The organism is Mesocryomonas lacus (assembly GCF_055730105.2).
In genome coordinates this window covers 278,388-297,912 of sequence record NZ_JBUZWF020000002.1, presented here as the reverse complement: position 1 = coordinate 297,912, position 19,525 = coordinate 278,388, and the positions used below count along the sequence as shown (strand labels likewise).

Annotated in this window: 17 protein-coding genes; 8 read left to right on the top strand and 9 right to left on the bottom strand. The window is 65.5% G+C overall.

Features of this window, described 5'->3' with window-relative positions:
- Window positions 1-25: 25 nt before the first annotated feature.
- The 7 genes from ACZLZQ_RS06460 to ACZLZQ_RS06430 form a co-directional block, all read right to left on the bottom strand.
- A complete protein-coding gene (locus ACZLZQ_RS06460) occupies window positions 26-844 on the bottom strand; it encodes an ABC transporter permease (protein ID WP_472933787.1) in 819 nt (272 codons plus the stop codon).
- Complete coding sequence (locus tag ACZLZQ_RS06455; protein WP_472933788.1) at window positions 841-1,758, bottom strand: ABC transporter permease subunit; 918 nt, start codon at window positions 1,756-1,758, stop codon at window positions 841-843. The genes ACZLZQ_RS06460 and ACZLZQ_RS06455 overlap by 4 nt, the downstream gene beginning before the upstream one ends.
- An 11-nt stretch (window positions 1,759-1,769) precedes the next feature.
- Window positions 1,770-2,921 (bottom strand): ABC transporter ATP-binding protein, encoded by a 1,152-nt coding sequence (locus tag ACZLZQ_RS06450; protein WP_472948654.1) that lies wholly within the window; start codon window positions 2,919-2,921, stop codon window positions 1,770-1,772.
- Window positions 2,922-2,982: 61 nt separating this feature from the next.
- On the bottom strand, window positions 2,983-4,077 hold the full coding sequence (locus ACZLZQ_RS06445) for a polyamine ABC transporter substrate-binding protein (protein WP_472948653.1): 1,095 nt from the start codon (window positions 4,075-4,077) through the stop codon (window positions 2,983-2,985).
- Window positions 4,078-4,195: 118 nt separating this feature from the next.
- Complete coding sequence (locus ACZLZQ_RS06440) at window positions 4,196-4,711, bottom strand: GNAT family N-acetyltransferase (RefSeq protein WP_472948651.1); 516 nt, start codon at window positions 4,709-4,711, stop codon at window positions 4,196-4,198.
- A gap of 37 nt (window positions 4,712-4,748) precedes the next feature.
- Window positions 4,749-5,540 carry an aspartyl/asparaginyl beta-hydroxylase domain-containing protein gene (locus tag ACZLZQ_RS06435; protein ID WP_472933792.1) on the bottom strand — a complete coding sequence of 264 codons (792 nt, stop codon included), beginning with the start codon at window positions 5,538-5,540 and terminating at the stop codon, window positions 4,749-4,751.
- A 127-nt stretch (window positions 5,541-5,667) separates the two neighbouring features.
- Window positions 5,668-7,089, bottom strand: a complete 1,422-nt coding sequence (locus ACZLZQ_RS06430) for a helix-turn-helix domain-containing protein (protein WP_472948650.1) — start codon at window positions 7,087-7,089, stop codon at window positions 5,668-5,670.
- 210 nt (window positions 7,090-7,299) lie between these two features.
- Between ACZLZQ_RS06430 and aceA the strand changes: the two genes are divergently transcribed.
- A complete protein-coding gene (gene aceA / locus ACZLZQ_RS06425) occupies window positions 7,300-8,604 on the top strand; it encodes an isocitrate lyase (protein WP_472948649.1) in 1,305 nt (434 codons plus the stop codon).
- A gap of 57 nt (window positions 8,605-8,661) precedes the next feature.
- On the top strand, window positions 8,662-8,922 hold the full coding sequence (locus tag ACZLZQ_RS06420; protein WP_472933795.1) for an SMc00767 family acetate metabolism repressor: 261 nt from the start codon (window positions 8,662-8,664) through the stop codon (window positions 8,920-8,922).
- Between the two features lie 103 nt (window positions 8,923-9,025).
- On the opposite strand, the gene ACZLZQ_RS06415 is transcribed toward ACZLZQ_RS06420, so the two are convergent.
- Window positions 9,026-9,286, bottom strand: a complete 261-nt coding sequence (locus ACZLZQ_RS06415) for a BrnA antitoxin family protein (protein ID WP_472948648.1) — start codon at window positions 9,284-9,286, stop codon at window positions 9,026-9,028.
- Between the two features lie 382 nt (window positions 9,287-9,668).
- Between ACZLZQ_RS06415 and ACZLZQ_RS06410 the strand changes: the two genes are divergently transcribed.
- The 6 genes from ACZLZQ_RS06410 (at window position 9,669) to ACZLZQ_RS06385 (ending at window position 18,878) form a co-directional block, all read left to right on the top strand.
- Complete coding sequence (locus ACZLZQ_RS06410; protein ID WP_472933797.1) at window positions 9,669-11,213, top strand: glutamine synthetase family protein; 1,545 nt, start codon at window positions 9,669-9,671, stop codon at window positions 11,211-11,213.
- Window positions 11,213-12,493, top strand: a complete 1,281-nt coding sequence (locus ACZLZQ_RS06405) for an NAD(P)/FAD-dependent oxidoreductase (RefSeq protein ID WP_472948647.1) — start codon at window positions 11,213-11,215, stop codon at window positions 12,491-12,493. The genes ACZLZQ_RS06410 and ACZLZQ_RS06405 overlap by 1 nt, the downstream gene beginning before the upstream one ends.
- A gap of 167 nt (window positions 12,494-12,660) precedes the next feature.
- A complete protein-coding gene (gene zwf / locus ACZLZQ_RS06400) occupies window positions 12,661-14,139 on the top strand; it encodes a glucose-6-phosphate dehydrogenase (RefSeq protein WP_472933799.1) in 1,479 nt (492 codons plus the stop codon).
- Between the two features lie 113 nt (window positions 14,140-14,252).
- Window positions 14,253-14,963, top strand: a complete 711-nt coding sequence (pgl, locus tag ACZLZQ_RS06395; RefSeq protein WP_472948646.1) for a 6-phosphogluconolactonase — start codon at window positions 14,253-14,255, stop codon at window positions 14,961-14,963.
- A gap of 5 nt (window positions 14,964-14,968) precedes the next feature.
- Entirely contained in the window at window positions 14,969-16,789 is a 1,821-nt protein-coding gene (edd, locus tag ACZLZQ_RS06390) for a phosphogluconate dehydratase (protein WP_472948645.1), read from the top strand.
- A gap of 169 nt (window positions 16,790-16,958) precedes the next feature.
- Window positions 16,959-18,878 carry a polysaccharide biosynthesis protein gene (locus ACZLZQ_RS06385; protein ID WP_472933802.1) on the top strand — a complete coding sequence of 640 codons (1,920 nt, stop codon included), beginning with the start codon at window positions 16,959-16,961 and terminating at the stop codon, window positions 18,876-18,878.
- 223 nt (window positions 18,879-19,101) lie between these two features.
- On the opposite strand, the gene rpmE is transcribed toward ACZLZQ_RS06385, so the two are convergent.
- Window positions 19,102-19,323 (bottom strand): 50S ribosomal protein L31, encoded by a 222-nt coding sequence (gene rpmE, locus ACZLZQ_RS06380; protein ID WP_472933803.1) that lies wholly within the window; start codon window positions 19,321-19,323, stop codon window positions 19,102-19,104.
- Between the last annotated feature and the right edge of the window lie 202 nt (window positions 19,324-19,525).

Sequence of the window (19,525 nt, the reverse complement as noted above, 5' to 3'; positions counted from 1 at the left end):
CGCACAGCGCAGATGCGCTGCGCGATCAGCCGCCGGCGGCTAGACGCTCGTCCCGTTCGCGCCGGACGAGATCGCGCTTGGTGAGGATGCCGGATATGATGACGCCGACCGAGACCAGCCCGATCAGGATGGTGCAGATGGCGTTGATCTCCGGGGTCACGCCGAGCCGCACCTGGCTGTAGATCCGCATCGGCAAGGTAGTGGCGCCCGGGCCGGTGGCGAAGCTAGAGATCACGAGGTCATCGAGCGACAGCGTGAAGGCGAGCATCCAGCCGGCCGCGACCGCCGTCCAGATCACCGGCAACGTGATGACAAAGAAGGTCTTGCCGGGCGGGCAACCGAGATCCTGCGCCGCTTCTTCGAGGCTCCTGTCGATGGCGACGAGCCGGGACTGCACGACAACGGCGACGAAGCACATGGTGAAGGTCACGTGGGCGATGGTCAGCGTCCAGAAGCCGCGGTCGAAACCGATGGCGACGAAGAGCAGCAGGAGCGACAGGCCGGTGATCACCTCGGGCATCACCAGCGGTGCATAGACGAGGCCGGAGAAAAGCAGCCGGCCGCGGAAGCGCGCAAAGCGCACCAGCGCCATGGCCGCGAGCGTCCCGAGAATGGTCGCGACCGTCGCCGACAGCAGCGCGACGCGGATCGTCACCCAGGCGGCGTCGAGCATCTGCCGGTTCTGGAACAGCGTGCCGTACCAGTGGGTCGAGAAACCGCCCCAGACCGTCACCAGCCGCGAAGCGTTGAAGGAGTAGAGCACCAGCAGCGCGATCGGCACGTAGAGGAAGGCGAAGCCGATGACGAGGCAGAAGATGTTGAACGCGGACCAGTTGTTCTTCACGACGCCGTCCTCGCCTGCATGCGCTGGAAGATCATGATCGGAATCACCAGCAGGAGAAGGAGGATCACTGCGACTGCCGACGAGACCGGCCAGTCGCGGTTATTAAAGAACTCATCCCACAGCGTCTTGCCGATCATCAGCGTCGAGGAGCCACCGAGGAGATCGGGAATGACGAACTCGCCGACGGCGGGAATGAAGACGAGGAAGACGCCGGCCAGAACGCCCGGCAAGGACAGCGGGAAGGTAATCGCCCAAAAGGCTTTCACCGGCGGGCAGCCGAGATCGTTGGCGGCTTCGATCAGCCGCCCGTCCATGCGCTCGAGCGCTGCATAGATCGGCAGCACCATGAACGGCAGGTAGGAATAGACGATGCCGATATGGATCGCGAGTTCGGTGTTCATGATCTGCAGCGGCTCGGAAATCAGCCCGGTCCACAGCAGAAACTGGTTCAGCAGCCCCTCGTTCTTGAGGATGCCGATCCAAGCGTAGACGCGGATCAGGAAGCTCGTCCAGAACGGCAGGATCGTCAGCATCACCAGGATCGGGCGAATGCTGGATGGTGCCTTGGCCATGCCGTAGGCGAAGGGATAGCCGATCAACAGCGCCAGCGCCGTCGAGATGCCAGCGATCCGGAGGCTCGACAGGTAGGAGTTGAGGTAAAGCGGATCTTCCCAGATCCAGCCATAGCTGCCGAAGTCCAGCTGGCGGAAAGCATCCATGAAGCCGGAGACGCTATCGAGCACAAAAACCGGCAGATAGGGCGGCTGGGCGATCGCCGTCTCGGACAGCGAGATCTTCACGACGATCAGGAAGGGCAGCAGGAAGAAGACAGCAAGCCAGAGATAGGGCACGCCGATCACCACCGAGCGATAGAGCCGGCTGACGTGCTGCGAGGGGGTGTAGTCGGAAGCCATGTCCCTCGCCCCTACTGCGTCAGGACGATGCCGGCATCGGCGGCGAAGGTGATCCACACCTCGTCGTCCCAGGCCAGCGGCTGTTCGATGCCGCGCGCGGCGTTGATCGTGGTGGCGCGGACGATCTCGCCGGTCGGCAGCTTGACGTTGAAAAGGGTCACGTCGCCGAGATAGGCGATGTCCCACACCTCGCCCTTCAGCGCGTTGACCGACGGATCGGCCGGGGCCTGGCGCCCGATCTTCACCTTTTCCGGGCGGATCGCGAAGAAGGCGGTGTCGCCCGGCTTGAGGTCGACCGAGGTCTCGGTCTCGACGATGGTGCCGGCAGCGGCGAGCCGCACCCTTCCGTCGCGGCGGCTCTCGATGCGGCCTTCGAGAAGGTTCACATTGCCAATGAAGTCGGCGACGTAGCGGTTGCTCGGCGCCTCGTAGATGATCGCCGGCGTCGCGACCTGGGCGATCTTGCCCTCCCGCATTAGCGCGATGCGGTCGGCCATTACCATCGCCTCCTCCTGGTCGTGCGTGACGACGATGAAGGTGAGGCCGAGTTCCTGCTGCAGGTCCATCAGCTCGAACTGGGTCTCCTCGCGTAGCTTCTTGTCGAGCGCGCCGAGCGGCTCGTCCAGCAGCAGCACTTTCGGGCGCTTGGCCAGCGAACGGGCGAGCGCCACACGCTGTTGCTGGCCGCCGGACAGCTGCTGCGGCTTGCGCCGGGCGAAGGGCTCGAGCTTGACGAGCTTCAGCATCTCGGCGACCCGCGCGTCGATCTCGGACTTTGCCATGCCGTCCTGCTTCAGGCCGAAAGCAATGTTCTTCTCGACCGTCATGTGCGGGAAGAGCGCGTAGGACTGGAACATCATGTTCACCGGCCGCTTGTGCGGCGGCACGCCGACGAGGCTCTCGCCCTCTAGCCGGATATCGCCCGAAGTCGGTGCCTCGAAGCCTGCGAGCATGCGCAGCAGCGTCGACTTGCCGCAGCCGGAAGGACCGAGCAGCGCGAAGAATTCGCGGCGATGGATGCCGATGGTCAGGTCGTCGACCGCGGTGAACGTGCCGAAGCGCTTGGTCACCCCGTCCACCTCGATCAGCGGCTTCTGCGAGGGGTCGTTCCACGGCTCGAAGCTGCGGCGGATGTTTCCAAGGGACTTCGTCGTCACTGCCATGCTGAGGTGCCCGCGCCAGACTGGAAAGGGCCCGGCCGCCGATGGCGACCGGGCGGGAGTGCTACTGACCGGTCTTCACCGTGGTGAAGGCGCGGGTGATCAGACGCTGGATCTTCGCGTCATAGGGCTTCTTAGTGAACAGCTTGGCGAGCGTCGCCTCGTCCGGGTAGACCGCCTTGTCAGCAAGGATCGCCGGCTCGATCAGCTTCTGCGACGCCAGGTTGCCATTGGCGTAGACGACGAAGTTGGTCGCCTTCGCGATGACCTCGGGTTTCATCATGTAGTTGATGAAGGCATGGGCGTTGTCGAGGTCCGGCGCATCCGACGGGATTGCCAGCTGGTCGAAGAACAAGAGGGCCCCCTCCTTCGGGATGGAATAGCCGATCTCGACGCCCTGCGCCGCTTCCTTGGCGCGGTCCCGCGCCTGGAACACATCGCCCGAGAAGCCGACGGCCACGCAGATGTCGCCATTGGCGAGACCGTTGACGTATTCCGAGGAATGGAACTTCCGAACATAGGGGCGAACGGAGAGCAGGAGATCCTTCGCCTTGTCGATCTCGGCCGGATCCTGGGTATCCGGGCTCAGCCCGAGATAGTTCAGTGCGGCCGTGATCATCTCGGCGCCCGAGTCGAGCATGTCGATACCGCACTTCGACAGGACTTCCGCGTTCTTCGGGTCGAACACCAGAGACCAGGAGTCCACCGGCGCGTTCGGCAGGAGCTCCTCCACCTTCTTCTTGTTGTAGCCGATGCCGGTCGTGCCCCACATGTAGTTCACGGAGTAGGCATTGTCGGGATCATAGGTCGCGGTCTGCTTGGTGATCACGTCCCACATATTGGTGAGGTTCGGCAGCTTCGACTTGTCGAGCTTCTGGAACACGCCTGCCTGGATCTGCCGGCCGAGATATTCCGCCGAGGGCACGACGACGTCGTAGCCTGTGCCGCCCGCGAGCAGCTTGGTCTCGAGAATCTCGTTGGAGTCGAACACGTCGTAGACGACCTGGATGCCGGTCTCGGCCGTGAAATCCTTGAGGATCGAATCGTCGATATAGTCGGACCAGTTGTAGACCCGGACGATCTTTTCCTGCGCGGCGGCAGAGAAGGCCGAGACGAGCACGAGCGCAAGCGCTCCGACCGTTGCAAGACGCTGTTTCATAAAGGACAACCTCGCTGGAAGCATAGATGTTTGGGTGTGTGACGAAAGGGCGGACGGGCGTCTCGGCGCAGGCCGAAATGGCGACAAGCCTCACTATTCAGCATCGACTGCCACGTGCCTAGTGCTTTTGCAGAACAACCGCATGACACGCGTCGATATCCCCGGCCGTCATATGGCGGCGCAGCATGTAGCGGGCGTCGGTGCCATAGGGTGCGAGCTTTCCCTGCGGCAAGGCGGCGGTTTCGTCGGTGAAGCCGAAGCCGGCCCAGAACGGCATCGTCCCGTACACCGACACCAAAGCCGTCACCGGATAAGGCACGTCGGCCAATAGAGCCTCGACGCCGAGCCGGGCATGTCCCTGCCCGCGCAGTTCGGGCGCAACCACAACGTCGTGGATGTAATAGCTGTCGGCGTCAGGCCCGATCGTCCCGAGGAGATGATCGAGCGGCGGCGGCTCGAAGAGCTTGGCCGGATGCGACACGGCATAGCCTAGGACGCCCCCCGACCCGATCAGCACGCGGCTGCCGGCGGGATAGGCGGCCAGCCGGTCCGCGAAGACCTCGATCCGCTCGGGAAGCTCGGGATGCACCCGGTCGGCCAGCGCCTTGACGCTGGCCAGGTGCGCTGGGAGCATCCTCTCCCACGAAAAGCCTGTCATCGGCGGGCCCCGGTCAGCGGTGCTTCTGGCCTTCGCCGTAGAACAGCTTCTCCCAGGCCTTCTGCGCCTTGTAGCCCTCACGGATGAAGGGTGTGAAGACGGCAAGGTTCAGGACCGCCTTGTTGGTGAGGTTGGCGGGGAAAGTCAGCGGCTTCTCGAAATCGACGAAGAGTACGACCCGCACCGAGTCGGAGTGGTTCCAGGCCTCGTGCTCGTAGGCGTCGTCGAAGATCAGCGCCTCGCCTTCCTTCCAGTGGCAGACCTCCTTGTCGATGCGGATGCCGATCTTGTCCGGCTGGTCCGGCACGACGAGGCCGAGATGGAAGCGCAGCACGCCGTTATACGGCCCGCGGTGCGGCGGCAGATGCTTGCCGGGCTCGAAGATCGAGAACATCGCCGACTTCATGCCGGGGATCTTCTGCAGGATGCGCCAGGTCTCCGGGCACTGGGCGATCGCCTCGGGCGACTTGATGCCATAGCCGCAGAGGAAGAAGGTCTTCCAGTTCTGGTCGGACGAGATCGACCGGACCTCCGAGGAGATCTCGTGGAACGCCGGCAGGTCGCCCTTGCGCACCAGGATCTTGTCGAGCTCGGCCCGAATCAGATGCCACTCCGCCTCGACTTCCCGCGCCCAGGGAAAATCGTCGGTCGGATAGACCGCGGGATTGCCGACGGCCGAATGCTTGAGATTGAGCTTCTCGGCGCCGTCGACCAGCTTCTGGACGGCCTTTGCGACGAACCCGTTGCCGGACATCGTGTCCTCGATGCCCTCGGTCTTCGCCTTCTGCTGCACGCGTTGATCCATGCTGTCTACCTTCTGCGCTGTTTGAGATCCGCGCGGTTGTGGCGGACCTTGCGCGTGTCGTCTGCAGCATCACGAAATAATGCTGAAATGGCGGCGCGCCCTGTCGATGGCGGTACATAGCAGGCCGCTACTGAAAATCGAATGCACTGAGGCCCGTCACCATCTCATCGAGCCCCAGTGGGCGCGTCAGCGGGGGTTCGGCGCGGGAGAGACATGCCTGCCGCTCGCACAGCCGGCAGGCCGGACCGATCTTCACCGGCGCCCGCTCCCCGCCGAGTGACCGGCCGTAGATCGTGTCCTTGGCATGGGCGATGTCGCAGCCGAGAAGGATCGCCGTGCGGCGGGGCCGCTCTTGAAAACCGGCGACGAGCCCGTCGACCGTGCGCGAGACGGTGAGGAAGGTCGCCCCGTCCGGCATCTCGACGGTTTCGACCAGGATCTGCCCCGGCTGGGAGAAGGCTGCATGCAGGCCGAGCTTGGGGCAGCCGCCGCCGAAGCGCTGCACCGGAAATCCCCGCGCCCCGGCCCGGCGAAAGCGGTTGCCGGCGTGGTCGACCTCCAGCATGAAGAACGGGATGCCCGGCGCGCTCTGGCGCTGCAGCGTGGTCAGCCGGCTCGCCACCTGATCGAACGAGGCCTGGAAGCGGCCGCGCAGGACGTCGATGTCGTAGCCCGAGCGCTCCGCCTCCGCCTGGAAAGCCGCATACGGCATCATCAGCGCCAAGGCGGCGTAGCGCACGAGTTCGTAGCGCGCGAGCCGCATCGCCTCGGCGCTGGAGAAGCCGAAACTTGCATTCTCCGCCGCGATGACCGGCCCGAGCGCCAGCAGCACCGCCTCCATCGCCACCTCCCGCAGCTGGTCGGCGGAGACGAGGCGCTCCGACAGGAAGAGGCGGCGCGAGTGGCGGTCGAAGCGGCGGCGCCAGTTGGGCATGGTCTGCACGGGCAGGATGCGCACCGAGATGTCGTGCTCGGCGCGCAGCCACCCCTTCAAAGCCGCCATCAAATCGTCGCCGGGGGAAAGCTGGCGGTGGAAGGCCTCGGCCGCGGTCTCGAGCGCCGCCATGTGGTTCGGGCGGGTCTCGAACACCTCCTGCACCTCGTCGATCGGCAGCCGCGCGCCGGCAAGGCCCGGCTGCAAGCCGTCGCGGGCGAGGAGATCGGAAAGGTCGGTCAGCCGGCCGAGCTGCTCCTTGTAGGCCCGGTAGAGCTTGGCAATGCCGGCGGCGGCATTGGGCGCCGCCTCGGCGATCTCGACGAGCTCCTGCGGTCCCGGCAGTTCGCCGGCCAGCAGCGGGTCTGCGAACACCTCGCGCAGATCCGCCATCAGCCCGGCGCGCTCGCCCCCCTGGAGGTCGCTGAGATCGACCGCGAACACCTCGGAGAGTTTCAGCAGCAGTTGCACGGTGAGCGGCCGCTGATCGCGCTCGATAAGATTGAGATAGGACGGCGAGATGCCGAGCCGCTCGGCCATGGCCGTCTGCGTCAGGGAGAGGCCGTTGCGCATCCGCCGGATCCGGGGGCCCGCGAAGATCTTGTTCTCGGCCATGATGCCCTCGCTGTGACAGTCTTGTCGGACCAGAGCGGCCCCGATCCATTGACAGCATTTACAACGTGACAGCCGGCGGTTGTCAAAGCCGGTACAGGCTGACACGTTTCCAGCCCCTTGCTTACAGGTGTTTCCTTGGGACGCGGAGCGCGATCTGTCACACCCTTCCTGTCCGACACCGTCGGAGCACGTTGATTGTGAGGATTGGCCATGACCGAATTTGACAGCCTTGTCCCCAGCGCCCCTGCAGGGCGTTTCGACCATGTCACCCGCCCCTATTCGGCCGATTTGGTGAAGCGGCTGCGCGGCTCCGTCCAGATCCGCCATACGCTGGCCGAGAACGGCGCCAACCGCCTGTGGCAGCTGCTGCACTCGGAGGATTACGTCAATTCGCTGGGCGCCATGACCGGCAACCAGGCGATGCAGCAGGTCCGCGCTGGGCTGAAGGCGATCTACCTCTCGGGCTGGCAGGTCGCGGCCGATTCCAACACAGCCGGCGCGATGTATCCGGACCAGTCGCTTTATCCCGCCAACGCCGCGCCCGAACTCTGCCGGCGGATCAACCGCACCCTGCAGCGCGCCGACCAGATCGAGCAGGCCGAAGGCCATCACTCCGTCGACACCTGGTTCGCGCCGATCGTCGCCGATGCCGAGGCAGGCTTCGGCGGTCCGCTTAACGCCTTCGAGATCATGAAGGCCTTCATCGAGGCGGGCGCAGCCGGCGTCCACTATGAGGACCAACTGGCCTCGGAGAAGAAGTGCGGCCATCTCGGCGGCAAGGTGCTGATCCCGACCCAGGCGCACATCCGCAACCTTACTGCCGCGCGGCTCGCCGCCGACGTGATGGGCGTGCCCTCGCTGGTCATCGCCCGCACCGACGCGGAAGCGGCCAAGCTCCTCACCTCCGACATCGACGAGCGCGACCAGCCCTTCGTCGATCACGCGGCGGGGCGCACGGCGGAGGGCTTCTTCCACATCCGCAACGGTCTCGAGCCCTGCATCGCCCGGGCGATCGCCTACGCGCCCTATGCCGACCTCATCTGGTGCGAGACCTCAAAGCCTGATCTCGACCAGGCCCGGCGCTTTGCCGAGGCGGTGAAGCGCGAACACCCGGAGCAGATGCTCGCCTACAACTGCTCGCCCTCGTTCAATTGGAAGAAGCATCTCGACGACGCGACGATCGCCAAGTTCCAGCGCGAGCTCGGCGCGATGGGCTACAAGTTCCAGTTCATCACCCTCGCCGGCTTCCACCAGCTGAACTTCGGGATGTTCGAGCTCGCCCGCGGCTACAGGGATCGGCAGATGTCGGCCTATTCGGAACTGCAGCAGGCCGAGTTCGCGGCGGAGGCCGACGGCTACACCGCCACCAAGCACCAGCGGGAGGTCGGCACCGGCTACTTCGATGCCGTGTCGATGGCGATTTCCGGCGGGACATCCTCGACGACGGCGATGTCCGGATCCACCGAGCACGCCCAGTTTCGCGAAGAGACGCCGCATCTTGCCGCCGCCGAATAGGCCACCGCCCGACCGCAACTGTCAGAACAGCCACATTCATCTTTTGGGAGAAAGACCATGAGCAGCGTCATCCAGGCCGACATCCGCCCCCGCACCCGCGTCAAGGAACGCGCCGAGGAGCAGTCCTCGTCGATGGACGAGGCGCAGCAGAGCGCCATCCGCATGCTGGCCAACGACCTCCACCGCCTCAACCAATCCGTTATGAAGGCGGTGGAAGCCGGCGTTTCGGTCGAGCTCGTCCGCTCCGCCCGGCACCATTCCGGCAACGGCAAGTGGGGCGACCTTCTGATCCCAGTCATCGTCAAGACGGCGGATTAATTTTGTTACACTACCGGCATCGGTGCTTGGGACGGCAGCGATCTTCCACGTCGTAAGAACGAACGGATGCGAAGGCCTGCCGGCTTTTGCATCCGTTGCCGTTCTACTTCGCCGCAATCGCCTGCTTCAGCATATCATCAATGCGCGTCCGCCAGCCGGGCCCACCCGCCTTAAAGTGCTCGATCACTTCGGCGCTCAACCGCAAGGTTACCTGCCGCTTGGAATGCGCCTGCGGCGGGAGCCCGCGCCGGATCAGCACCTCGCCGTGATAGAGATCGGCCCGGTCGAACATCTCGTCGGTCCACTCCGGCGCGTCGTCCGGATCAATCCATTCGCTGCCGGGCTCGGTTGGCTTCACGTTCATGGCAATACCTCATGGAGATGAAGTGACGCGCATCGTCGCGAGGGGTCCAGACCACCATGACGACACGGCCACCGAACAAGCCATAGGTCTAGAACCGGGCCTCACCATAGTCCCTGCGCGCGTCTTCAAGTGTCAGAACACGTCCTTCGAAAACCTGTCCGGCGTCCGCAAAATCGAGCCCGCGCTCGCGAACGGCCGTTTCCCCCTTTGCAGGGTCGAAGGTTACTCTTTTTCCATCACGCTAGCGATGATGACAAAGCGCGGCAACGCTATTACAGCGGCAAAAGAGGCTTGGATTGATGCCCGACCAACCGCCGCGCCTTCCCCGTCCCGCCCCGAGCGTCTATGCTGTCCGGCATTCGAGCAGCCGCAGAAAGATCGCATGGCAGACCGCCCCAGGCCGACGCGCCCTGAACTGAGCACCCGACCGAAGATCAAGCGCGACAAGCTGAAGCGCCGGTCGAGCGATACCGGCAGCGCGCAGCCGTCTGTGCCAGCGGCCCCGCGCCGCGACCTCGGTCGCTTCAAGCTGGCCGAGGGCGAACGGCCGGCCTTTCTCGACTCCAAGCGCGGCGTCGGTTCGAAGGAAGAGGCCGTGGAGTGGCTGAAGGCACGCGGCATCGACGACATCGAGTGCATCACGCCCGATCTTGCCGGCGTTGCCCGCGGCAAGATGATGCCGGCCAAGAAGTTCACCGGCGACACCTCGCTGGCGCTGCCCTCGGCGCTGTTCATGCACACGATTTCCGGCGAGTATCCCGAGGAGACCGGCGAGTTCCGCTACTCGCCCAACGACGGCGATCTGAAGCTGGTGCCGGACCTCTCGACGCTGTCGCTGGTCCCGTGGGAGAGCGATCCGACGGCGCAGGTGATCTGCGACCTCGTCGACACCACGGGCGCTGCCGTCGGCTACACGCCGCGCAACGTCCTGAAACGGGTGCTGGCTCTCTATGAAAACCGCGGCTGGCAGCCGATCGTCGCACCGGAGATCGAGTTCTACCTCGTCTCCAAGAACGTCGACCCCGACTATCCGCTGACTCCGCCGATCGGCCGGTCCGGCCGCCAGATCCAGAGCGGTCAGGCCTACTCCATCGGCGGCGTGAACGAGTTCGACGAGCTGATCGACGACATCTACCATTTCTCGGAGGCGCAGGGCCTCGAGATCGACACGCTGATCCACGAGGACGGCGCGGCCCAGCTCGAGATCAACCTGCGCCACGGCGCGCCGATCGAGCTCGCCGACCAGGTCTTCATGTTCAAGCGGACCATCCGCGAGGCGGCGCTGAAGCACGATATCTACGCGACCTTCATGGCCAAGCCGATCCAGGGTCAGCCCGGCTCGGCCATGCACATCCACCAGTCGGTGATCGACCAGCGCACCGGGCGCAACATCTTCAGCCTGGAGGACGGCACGCCCTCGCCGCTGTTCTACAACTTCATCGGCGGCATGCAGCGCTACGTGCCGGCAGCGCTGATCATGATGGCGCCCTACGTCAACTCGTACCGCCGCCTGACCTATGGCATGTCGGCGCCGACCAACAATGCCTGGGGCTACGACAACCGGACCACCGCCTTCCGGGTGCCGACGTCGGATGCCGTGGCGCGGCGCGTCGAGAACCGCCTGCCGTCGTCCGACGCCAACCCCTATCTTGCGCTCGCCGCGTCTCTTGCCTGCGGCTATCTCGGCATGGCCGGCGAGTTGCAGCCGGGCCAGCCGACCGACCGGACCGCGAACGAGGACGGGGAGATCTCATTGCCGCGCGGCCTGCTCGAGGCCGTCGCGGTGTTCGAGGGCGAAGCGGCCTTCCACGAGGTGTTCTCGCGCGAGTTCGTCGGCACCTATGCCGGCATCAAGCGCGGTGAGTTCGAGACGTTCATGCAGGTCATCAGCCCGTGGGAGCGCGAGTTCCTCCTGTTGAGCGTCTGATGACGGCCTATCAGTCGCCGATCTCGCCCGGCCGTTCCTGGTACGAGGACTCGGTTGAGCGCCCGCGCTATCCCAAGCTCGAGGAGAGCCTCACCGTTGACGTGCTGATCGTCGGCGGCGGCTTCACCGGCCTGTCCGCCGCAACGCACCTAGCTGCCCGCGGCGTGCGCGTCGCCGTGCTGGAGGCGCATCGCTTTGGTGATGGCGCATCCGGCCGCAATGGCGGGCAAATGAACACCGGCCAGCGGCTCTGGACCTCGGAACTCGAGCCGCAATACGGCTTCGAGCGCACCAAGGCGCTGTTCGACCTTGCGGAAGAGGCGAAGGCGCATCTTCTGGATTTCGCCGAGACCCATGCGATCGATATCGACTACGCCCCCGGGCAGATGTCGGTCGCCCACCGGCAGCGTTTCGTCAAAGACTATTCCGCCTATGCCGACGATCTCGCGACACGCTACGGCTATCAGCACATCACCGTCATGGACCGGGCCGAGACGGCGGAGCGACTAGGGTCCTCGGCCTATTTCGGCGGGATCCGCGATACCGGTACCGGCCACATCCATCCGCTGAAGCTGCTGGTCGGAACGGCGCGCGCGGCCGCCAAGGCCGGCGCCCTGCTGTTCGAGGAAACGCCAGTGGTTTCGCTGACCGGCGTCGGCGGGGTCCTCGCCACCACGGCGCGCGGCACGATCCGGGCCGAGCGGGCCCTCGTCGCCACCAATGCCCATGGCGGCAAACTGAACGGCGAAATGGCCCGGCACATCATGCCGATCCGCTCTTTCATCGGCGCCACCGCCCCGCTCGCCGAGCCCGGTCGCGTCCTGCCGGGCAACGAAGCGGTGGACGACTCGCGGTTTGTCGTCCGCTATTTCCGCAAGTCGCGCGACGGGCGCCTGCTGTTCGGGGGCCGCGAGGCTTATACCTCGGCGGCGAGCGACATCTCGGTGCACATCCGCCGGCAGATCGCCGAGATCTATCCGCACCTGAAGGATGTCGAGATCACCCACAGCTGGGGCGGCTCGGTCGGCATCACTCTGCCGCGCATGCCGTTCGTGCGCACCGTCGAGCCCGGGATCACCGCGATCGGCGGGTTTTCCGGCCATGGCGTGATGCTGTCGAACTTCACCGGCCGGCTCTATGCCGAGCGCGTCGCCGGCAACGAGGATCGGCTCGCGGTGCTGGAGGCACTCGATATTCCGGCCTTCCCCGGCGGGACGGCGCTGCGCCAGCCACTGCTGTTTCTCGCCATGACCTGGTTCTCGCTGCGCGATCGCTTCTGAGCCCGGCGTCATGACGAGAACACGTTATGCGCCTACCTCGGCAGAAAGCCTGCAGACAGGTGCCCCTGGTATGATGCATGGGCGGCACTGGAAAGTTTCAATCGATTAGACTACCTCGTTCCCACGGGGGTTTAATGCGGCGCAGCATGCGCCCAGGAAAGGCGTCGATGACCAGCCAGATCATTCCGGTCGATGCGTTCGACTACATCGTTTTCGGCGGCAACGGCGATCTCGCCGAGCGCAAGCTGCTGCCGGCGCTGTATCACCGCGACCATGACGGTCAGCTTCCCCCGCAGGCCCGCATCATCGGCGCCTCGCGGACCTACATTTCCGACGATGACTACCGGGCCTTCGCCCGCGCAGCGATCACCGCCCACGTCAAGCCAGCCCATCAGAGCCCGGAGGCAATCGAGCGCTTCGTCTCGCGCCTGCACTACCGCGAGGTCGATGCGCGCTCGGACAAGGGCTGGGACGAACTGAAGGCGCTGCTCGACGAGGCCGAGCCTGGTCGGATCCGCGCCTTCTACCTCGCCGTCGGGCCCGCTTTGTTCGGCGAGTTCGCCAGCCGCATCGCGGAGAAGGGCCTGTCCAGCGCCAATACGCGGCTGGTCGTCGAGAAGCCGGTCGGCCGCGACCTCGATTCGGCGCGGGCCCTCAACGACACTATCGGCCGGCACTTCAGTGAAGAGCAGGTCTTTCGCATCGATCACTATCTCGGCAAGGAGACGGTGCAGAACCTGATGGCGCTGCGCTTCGCCAACATGCTGTACGAGCCGGTATGGAAGTCCGGCTACATCGACCACGTGCAGATCACGGTCGCCGAGGAAGTCGGCCTCGAGGGCCGGACCAGCTACTACGACAAGGCCGGCGCGCTGCGCGACATGGTGCAGAACCACATCCTGCAGCTGCTCTGCCTCGTCGCGCTCGAGCCGCCCTCGGCGATGAACGCCGACGCGCTGCGCGACGAGAAGCTGAAGGTGCTGCGAGCGCTGCGCCCGATCACCGCCGCCAATGTCGAGCAGCGGACCGTGCGCGGCCAGTACAAGGCCGGCGCCTCCGGTGGTGCCGCGGTGAAGGGCTACATCGAGGATTTGGCGAACGGCGAGAGCGACACCGAGACCTTCGTCGCGCTGAAGGTCGAGATCGGCAACTGGCGCTGGGCCGGCGTGCCCTTCTACCTCCGCACCGGCAAGCGCCTGTCGAACCGGATGTCGGAGATCGTCGTCACCTTCCGCCCGATCCCGCATTCGATCTTCGATTCCAGCGCCGGCAACGTGGTGCAGAACCAGCTTGTCATGCGCCTGCAGCCCGACGAGGGCGTCAAGCAGTGGCTGATGATCAAGGATCCCGGCCCCGGCGGCATGCGCCTGCGCCATGTTCCGCTGGACATGAGCTTTGCCGAGTCGTTCCATACGCGAAACCCGGACGCCTATGAGCGACTGCTGATGGACGTGATCCGCGGCAACCAGACGCTGTTCATGCGGCGCGACGAGGTCGAGGCGGCCTGGGAATGGGTCGATCCGATCCTCAAGGCCTGGGAAGAGAAGTCCGTGAAGCCGCAAGGCTACACGGCTGGAACCTGGGGCCCGTCCTCCTCCATCGCGCTGATCGAGCGCGATGGTCGGACTTGGCACGAGCCGGACTGACGGGCGCTCCGGTCCGCCGCCGGCTTGGCGCGACGCCCGCCGTCTCGCGCCGCCGCGACGGCTGTCAGCCTGAACTTGTCGATACCGTCAGGGCCCATCTGAAAGGACGCGAAGTGCTTCACCGATATCCTTCCCGCCAGATGCTGGCGGAAGCCCTGGCGACCGGCGTCGCCGCCGTGCTCGCCGGGGGGATCGCGACCCGCGGCTCGGCAAGTCTTGCCGTTTCGGGCGGCTCGACGCCGTTGCTGTTCCTCGAAACCCTCGCGGCGACCGAGCTCGACTGGAAGGCCGTTACGGTGACCTTGGTCGACGAACGCTGGGTCCCCGACTCCCATTCCCGTTCGAACACCGCCTTCCTGAAGCGGCATTTCCTGAAAGGCCCGGCGGCCGCAGCGCATTTCGAGCCGCTCTACGAGGAAGCCGACACGCCGGAGGACGTGCTGCCCGAGCTCCAGTCGCGGCTCGGCGGCCTCGCGCGGCCGCTCGATGCGGTGGTGCTCGGCATGGGCACGGACGGCCACACCGCATCGTTCTTCCCGAACGGCGACAACCTCGTCGCCGCGCTCGATCCGCAGAACCCGCGTGCGGTGTCGGTGATCCGGGCCGAGGGCGCCGGCGAGCCTCGCGTCACCTTGACCTTGCCGCGGCTGGTCGAGGCCCGCTTCCTCGCCTTGCACATCGAGGGAACGGAGAAGGCGCGCGTCCTGTCCAGCGCACAGCAGGCCGGCTCCGAGCTGGACCTCCCCATCCGCGCCGTCCTGCGGGCGCCGCGCGAACACCCGCTCCAGATCTTCTGGGCCCCCCTTCCCCAAGACGAGGCTTGAGCGCCATGACCGTGGACCGCCGCATCGACGAGATCACCGACCGCATCCGCGAGCGATCGCACCGCAGCCGCGACCTCTATCTCAGCCGCATTACGGCGAAGGGCGCCGAGGGGCCGAAGCGCTCGACGCTCTCCTGCGGCAACCTCGCGCATGGCTTCGCCGCCTGCGGACCGACCGACAAGCAGCGCCTGTCGGACAGCGTGACCCCCAATCTCGGCATCATCACCGCCTATAACGACATGCTGTCGGCGCATCAGCCATTCGAGCACTATCCCGAGATGATCCGCCAGACGGCGCGCGAGGTCGGCGCGACGGCGCAGGTCGCCGGCGGGGTGCCGGCGATGTGCGACGGCGTCACCCAGGGCAAGGCCGGCATGGAGCTCAGCCTGTTCTCGCGCGACGTGATCGCCATGTCGGCGGCCGTCGGCCTCAGCCACGACATGTTCGATTCCGTCGTCTATCTCGGCGTCTGCGACAAGATCGTGCCGGGCCTCACCATCGCCGCTTTGACTTTCGGCCATCTGCCCGCGATCTTCGTCCCTGCCGGCCCGATGACCACCGGCTTGCCGAACGACGAGAAGAGCCGCATCCGGCAGCTCTACGCCGAGGGCAAGGTCGCGCGCGACGCCCTTTTGGAGGCGGAGTCGAAGTCCTATCACGGGCCGGGCACCTGCACCTTCTACGGCACCGCCAATTCCAACCAGATGCTGATGGAGATCATGGGCCTCCACATGCCGGGCGCCTCCTTCATCAACCCCGGCACCCCGCTGCGGGACGCGCTGACCCGCGAGGCGACGCGCCGGGCGCTGGCGATCACCGCCCTCGGCAATGAATACACCCCGGCCGGCCTCGTCGTCGACGAGCGGGCCGTGGTCAACGGCGTCGTCGGCCTCCACGCCACCGGCGGCTCGACCAACCATACCTTGCACCTCGTGGCGATGGCGGCCGCCGCCGGCATCAAGCTGACCTGGCAGGACATCTCCGACCTTTCCGACGTTACGCCGCTCCTCGCACGGGTCTATCCGAACGGTCTTGCCGACGTAAACCACTTCCAGGCAGCCGGTGGCATGGGCTTCCTAATCCGCGAACTGCTGGACCACGGACTGCTGCACGACGACGTCCGCACGTCGTTCGGCACAGGCCTTCGCGCCTATACGGTCGAGGCAAGGCTTGGGGCCGACGGCGCCGTCGCACGTCATCCTGCGCCGGTCGAGAGCGGCGACCCGAAGGTGCTGACGACCGGCGACAAGCCCTTCTCCGGCAATGGCGGGCTGAAGATGCTGCAGGGCAACATGGGCCAGGCGGTGATCAAGGTTTCCGCAGTGAAGCCGGAACGCCGGACGGTCGAGGCGCCGGCTAAAATCTTCCACGACCAGCACGAACTCCTCGCCGCCTTCAACGCGGGCACGTTGACCGGCGATTTCATCGCGGTGATGCGCTTCCAAGGGCCGCAGTCCAACGGCATGCCGGAACTGCACAACCTGACCCCCTTGCTCGGCGTCTTGCTGGACCGCGGGCAGAAGGTCGCGCTGGTGACCGACGGCCGCATGTCGGGCGCATCGGGCAAGGTGCCTGCGGCGATCCATGTGACGCCCGAGGCGAAGGCGGGCGGCATGATCGGCAAGATCTGCGAAGGCGACCTCATTCGCCTCGACGCCGAGGCTGGGACGCTCGAAATCCTGGTTCCGGCGGCGGAACTCGCGTCGCGCCAGACGGCCGAAGCCGACCTATCCGGCAATGATTTTGGCCTGGGACGCGAATTGTTTGCGCCTTTCCGGAACTCGGTGGGCGCGGCCAACGAAGGGGCGAGCGTGTTCGCCGCGTGACACCTCGGCTACGAGTTTTCGTGGCCGGCGCAGCATCCTTTACGCATTCGCAACATCGATGATAGCTTGGTCCCTATCGATGCTGCGGAAAATGAGCGCAGGCAAGCGAGAGGCCTCGTCTATGTTCGCTACGCTAATGGCGAGGTTTTCAAAGCTCCCGCGCGGTTCCTTGCGGTCCCTCGGCGTGGTGCACGACGTCGTCGCCGCTGGCTTCTCGATCACCCTGTCGCTCGGGCTCGCCTGGGGGCTGACCCCGTTGTTCACGATGTGGCAGCTCTGGGCGATGATCGCCGCCTTCACCTGCCTCAGCGCCGCCATGTTCCCGCTGTTCTCGCTGAACCGCGGCGCTTGGCGCTATGCGTCGCTGCTCGACGTCCTGTCGATCGTCAAGGTCGTCAGCATCGTCTGCGTGGTGTTCCTGCTCGGCAACTTCCTTCTGTTCCGCGGCGAGTATTTGCCGCGCTCGACCATGGTCATCACCTGGTTCGTCATGGTCGTCGCCCTCGGCGGCCCGCGCCTCGCCTATCGTCTCTACCGTGAGCGCGGATCCTCGCTGCGCGTTGACCCGACCAAGCTGCCGGCCACCGTCGACAACCTCCTGCTGTTCGGCTTCAACGATCAGGCAGACCTCTTCATCCGCAACGAGCGGCGCAGCCATCTGCAGTCGCGCATCGTCGGGATCGTCGACGAGCGACCGAAGAATCAGCGCCGCCGCCTGCATGGCACCAGCGTCCTCGGCTCGCTGCGCGACTTGCCGGCCATCATCCAGCGGGCGGCGCTCGCCGCGCGGCCGATCACCCAGATCATCGTCACCGCCACCGACGCCTCGGCGAACGAACTCGCCGCCGTCGTCGAGCGGGCCGCCCCTTTCAAGATCGCGGTAAAGCGCCTGCCGGACATTTCGCGCACCGGCAAGATCGACGACAGCATCCCGATCGAGCCGCTGCCGATCCTGCTCGAGGACCTGCTCGGCCGGATGGAGGTCAAGCTCGACATCCGCGAGGTCGCCAAGCTGATCAACGACCGCTGCGTCGTTGTCACCGGCGCCGGCGGTTCGATTGGCTCCGAACTCGTGCGCCAGATCGCCCAGTTCCAGCCGAGCCGCCTGGTCCTCCTCGATAACAACGAGTTTAACCTCTACTCGATCGATCGCCAGATCGCGCAGGAATACCCCTCCGTGCGGACCTTCGCGCGCATTGCCGACGTCCGGCAGAGCGACCGGATCGGCGCCCTGTTCAGCCAGTTCGAGCCGGAGATCATCTTCCACGCCGCCGCGCTGAAGCATGTTCCGATCGTCGAGGAAAACCCGATAGAGGGTATCGAGACCAACCTCATCGGTACCCGCAATGTCGCCAATGCGGCGCTGGCCTGCGGCGCCAGCGCCATGGTGATGGTATCGACCGACAAGGCCGTCAGCCCGACCAGCATCATGGGCGCGACCAAGCGTGCGGCGGAAGCCTACTGCCAGGCCCTCGACCTCGCCCAGACCGGCACGCGCTTCATGACCGTCCGCTTCGGCAACGTGCTCGGCTCGACCGGCTCGGTCATTCCGCTGTTCAAGGCGCAGCTGCAGCGCGGCGGGCCGCTGACGGTGACCCACCCCAACATCACCCGCTACTTCATGACCATCCCCGAAGCGTCGCGGCTGATTCTGCACGCCGCCGGCCACGGCATGTCGGCCCATACCGCCCAAGGCCAGATCTTCGTCCTCGACATGGGCGAGCCGATTCGCATCACAGAGCTTGCCGAACGGCTGATCCAGCTCGCGGGCCTCAGGCCCCATGTCGACATCAAGATCGACTACATCGGCCTCAGGAAGGGCGAGAAGCTCTACGAGGAGCTGTTCAGCGACGGCGAGAAGATCGAGAAGACCGGCCGCCCGGGCCTCCTGGTGGCGCACACGCGCGTCAGCGATCCCGCAATGCTCAAGCGCAATCTTGATGCGATCCAGCAGGCGGTGGCGCAGGGACAGCCGCAGCGCGCCATCGAGCTCCTCTGCCACATCGTGCCTGAATACGTGAAGCCGCAGCGCGACCTGCTCGTCGAGCAGCACGCGGCGATGAAAAGCCTGACGACGCTCGACCCGTAGGTCGCCTGTCGCGACGGGGTGTGCCTTTTCAGGACCGGACGTCAGAATCACGGCGGGCAGCATCCAGCGATGCCGTTGAGGCGGACCGCCCCTCCCCTATTGCCTCCCACTTCCGCAGCAGCCAATCAACTCCGCCACCGGTCACCGAGCCCGGTCAAACGGACCGCGCGCACAAAAAAGCCCGGCTTTCGCCAGGCTCTTTCGTCGTCCGATAGTGTGAAACTTAGAGGCCGAGGCCTTCGAACCGCTTCTTGAACCGGGAAACGCGGCCGCCGCGGTCCATCAGCTGCTGGTTGCCGCCGGTCCAGGCCGGGTGGCTGGTCGGGTCGATGTCGAGGTTCATCTTGTCGCCCTCTTTGCCCCAGGTCGAGCGGGTCTGGTATTCCGTACCGTTCGTCATCACGATCGTGATGGCGTGGTAGTTCGGATGAATCTTCTCTCTCATCGGTTTTCCCTGTTGCGCTTCCGCCCTCGGCATCCGGTTTTCGGCCTTCGGAGGAATTCCCGGAGGCTCGAATGTGCGGGGCAAAATGGCGCGGTCGCTTTCAAATTAGAGGGTGAGCCTATACATCAGCCCCCAACGTGGCACAAGGGCTGCGGCATCGCAGCGCAACTGGTCCGCAGCTTGATTCTGCCACGGGCCCGAT

Coding starts and splice junctions, on each gene's coding strand:
- ACZLZQ_RS06455 (WP_472933788.1), bottom strand. CDS start 1,758: ATGGCTTCCGACTACACCCCCTCGCAGCACGTCAGCCGGCTCTATCGC.
- ACZLZQ_RS06450 (WP_472948654.1), bottom strand. CDS start 2,921: ATGGCAGTGACGACGAAGTCCCTTGGAAACATCCGCCGCAGCTTCGAG.
- ACZLZQ_RS06445 (WP_472948653.1), bottom strand. CDS start 4,077: ATGAAACAGCGTCTTGCAACGGTCGGAGCGCTTGCGCTCGTGCTCGTC.
- ACZLZQ_RS06440 (WP_472948651.1), bottom strand. CDS start 4,711: ATGCTCCCAGCGCACCTGGCCAGCGTCAAGGCGCTGGCCGACCGGGTG.
- ACZLZQ_RS06435 (WP_472933792.1), bottom strand. CDS start 5,540: ATGGATCAACGCGTGCAGCAGAAGGCGAAGACCGAGGGCATCGAGGAC.
- ACZLZQ_RS06430 (WP_472948650.1), bottom strand. CDS start 7,089: ATGGCCGAGAACAAGATCTTCGCGGGCCCCCGGATCCGGCGGATGCGC.
- aceA (WP_472948649.1), top strand. CDS start 7,300: ATGACCGAATTTGACAGCCTTGTCCCCAGCGCCCCTGCAGGGCGTTTC.
- ACZLZQ_RS06420 (WP_472933795.1), top strand. CDS start 8,662: ATGAGCAGCGTCATCCAGGCCGACATCCGCCCCCGCACCCGCGTCAAG.
- ACZLZQ_RS06415 (WP_472948648.1), bottom strand. CDS start 9,286: ATGAACGTGAAGCCAACCGAGCCCGGCAGCGAATGGATTGATCCGGAC.
- ACZLZQ_RS06410 (WP_472933797.1), top strand. CDS start 9,669: ATGGCAGACCGCCCCAGGCCGACGCGCCCTGAACTGAGCACCCGACCG.
- ACZLZQ_RS06405 (WP_472948647.1), top strand. CDS start 11,213: ATGACGGCCTATCAGTCGCCGATCTCGCCCGGCCGTTCCTGGTACGAG.
- zwf (WP_472933799.1), top strand. CDS start 12,661: ATGACCAGCCAGATCATTCCGGTCGATGCGTTCGACTACATCGTTTTC.
- edd (WP_472948645.1), top strand. CDS start 14,969: ATGACCGTGGACCGCCGCATCGACGAGATCACCGACCGCATCCGCGAG.
- rpmE (WP_472933803.1), bottom strand. CDS start 19,323: ATGAGAGAGAAGATTCATCCGAACTACCACGCCATCACGATCGTGATG.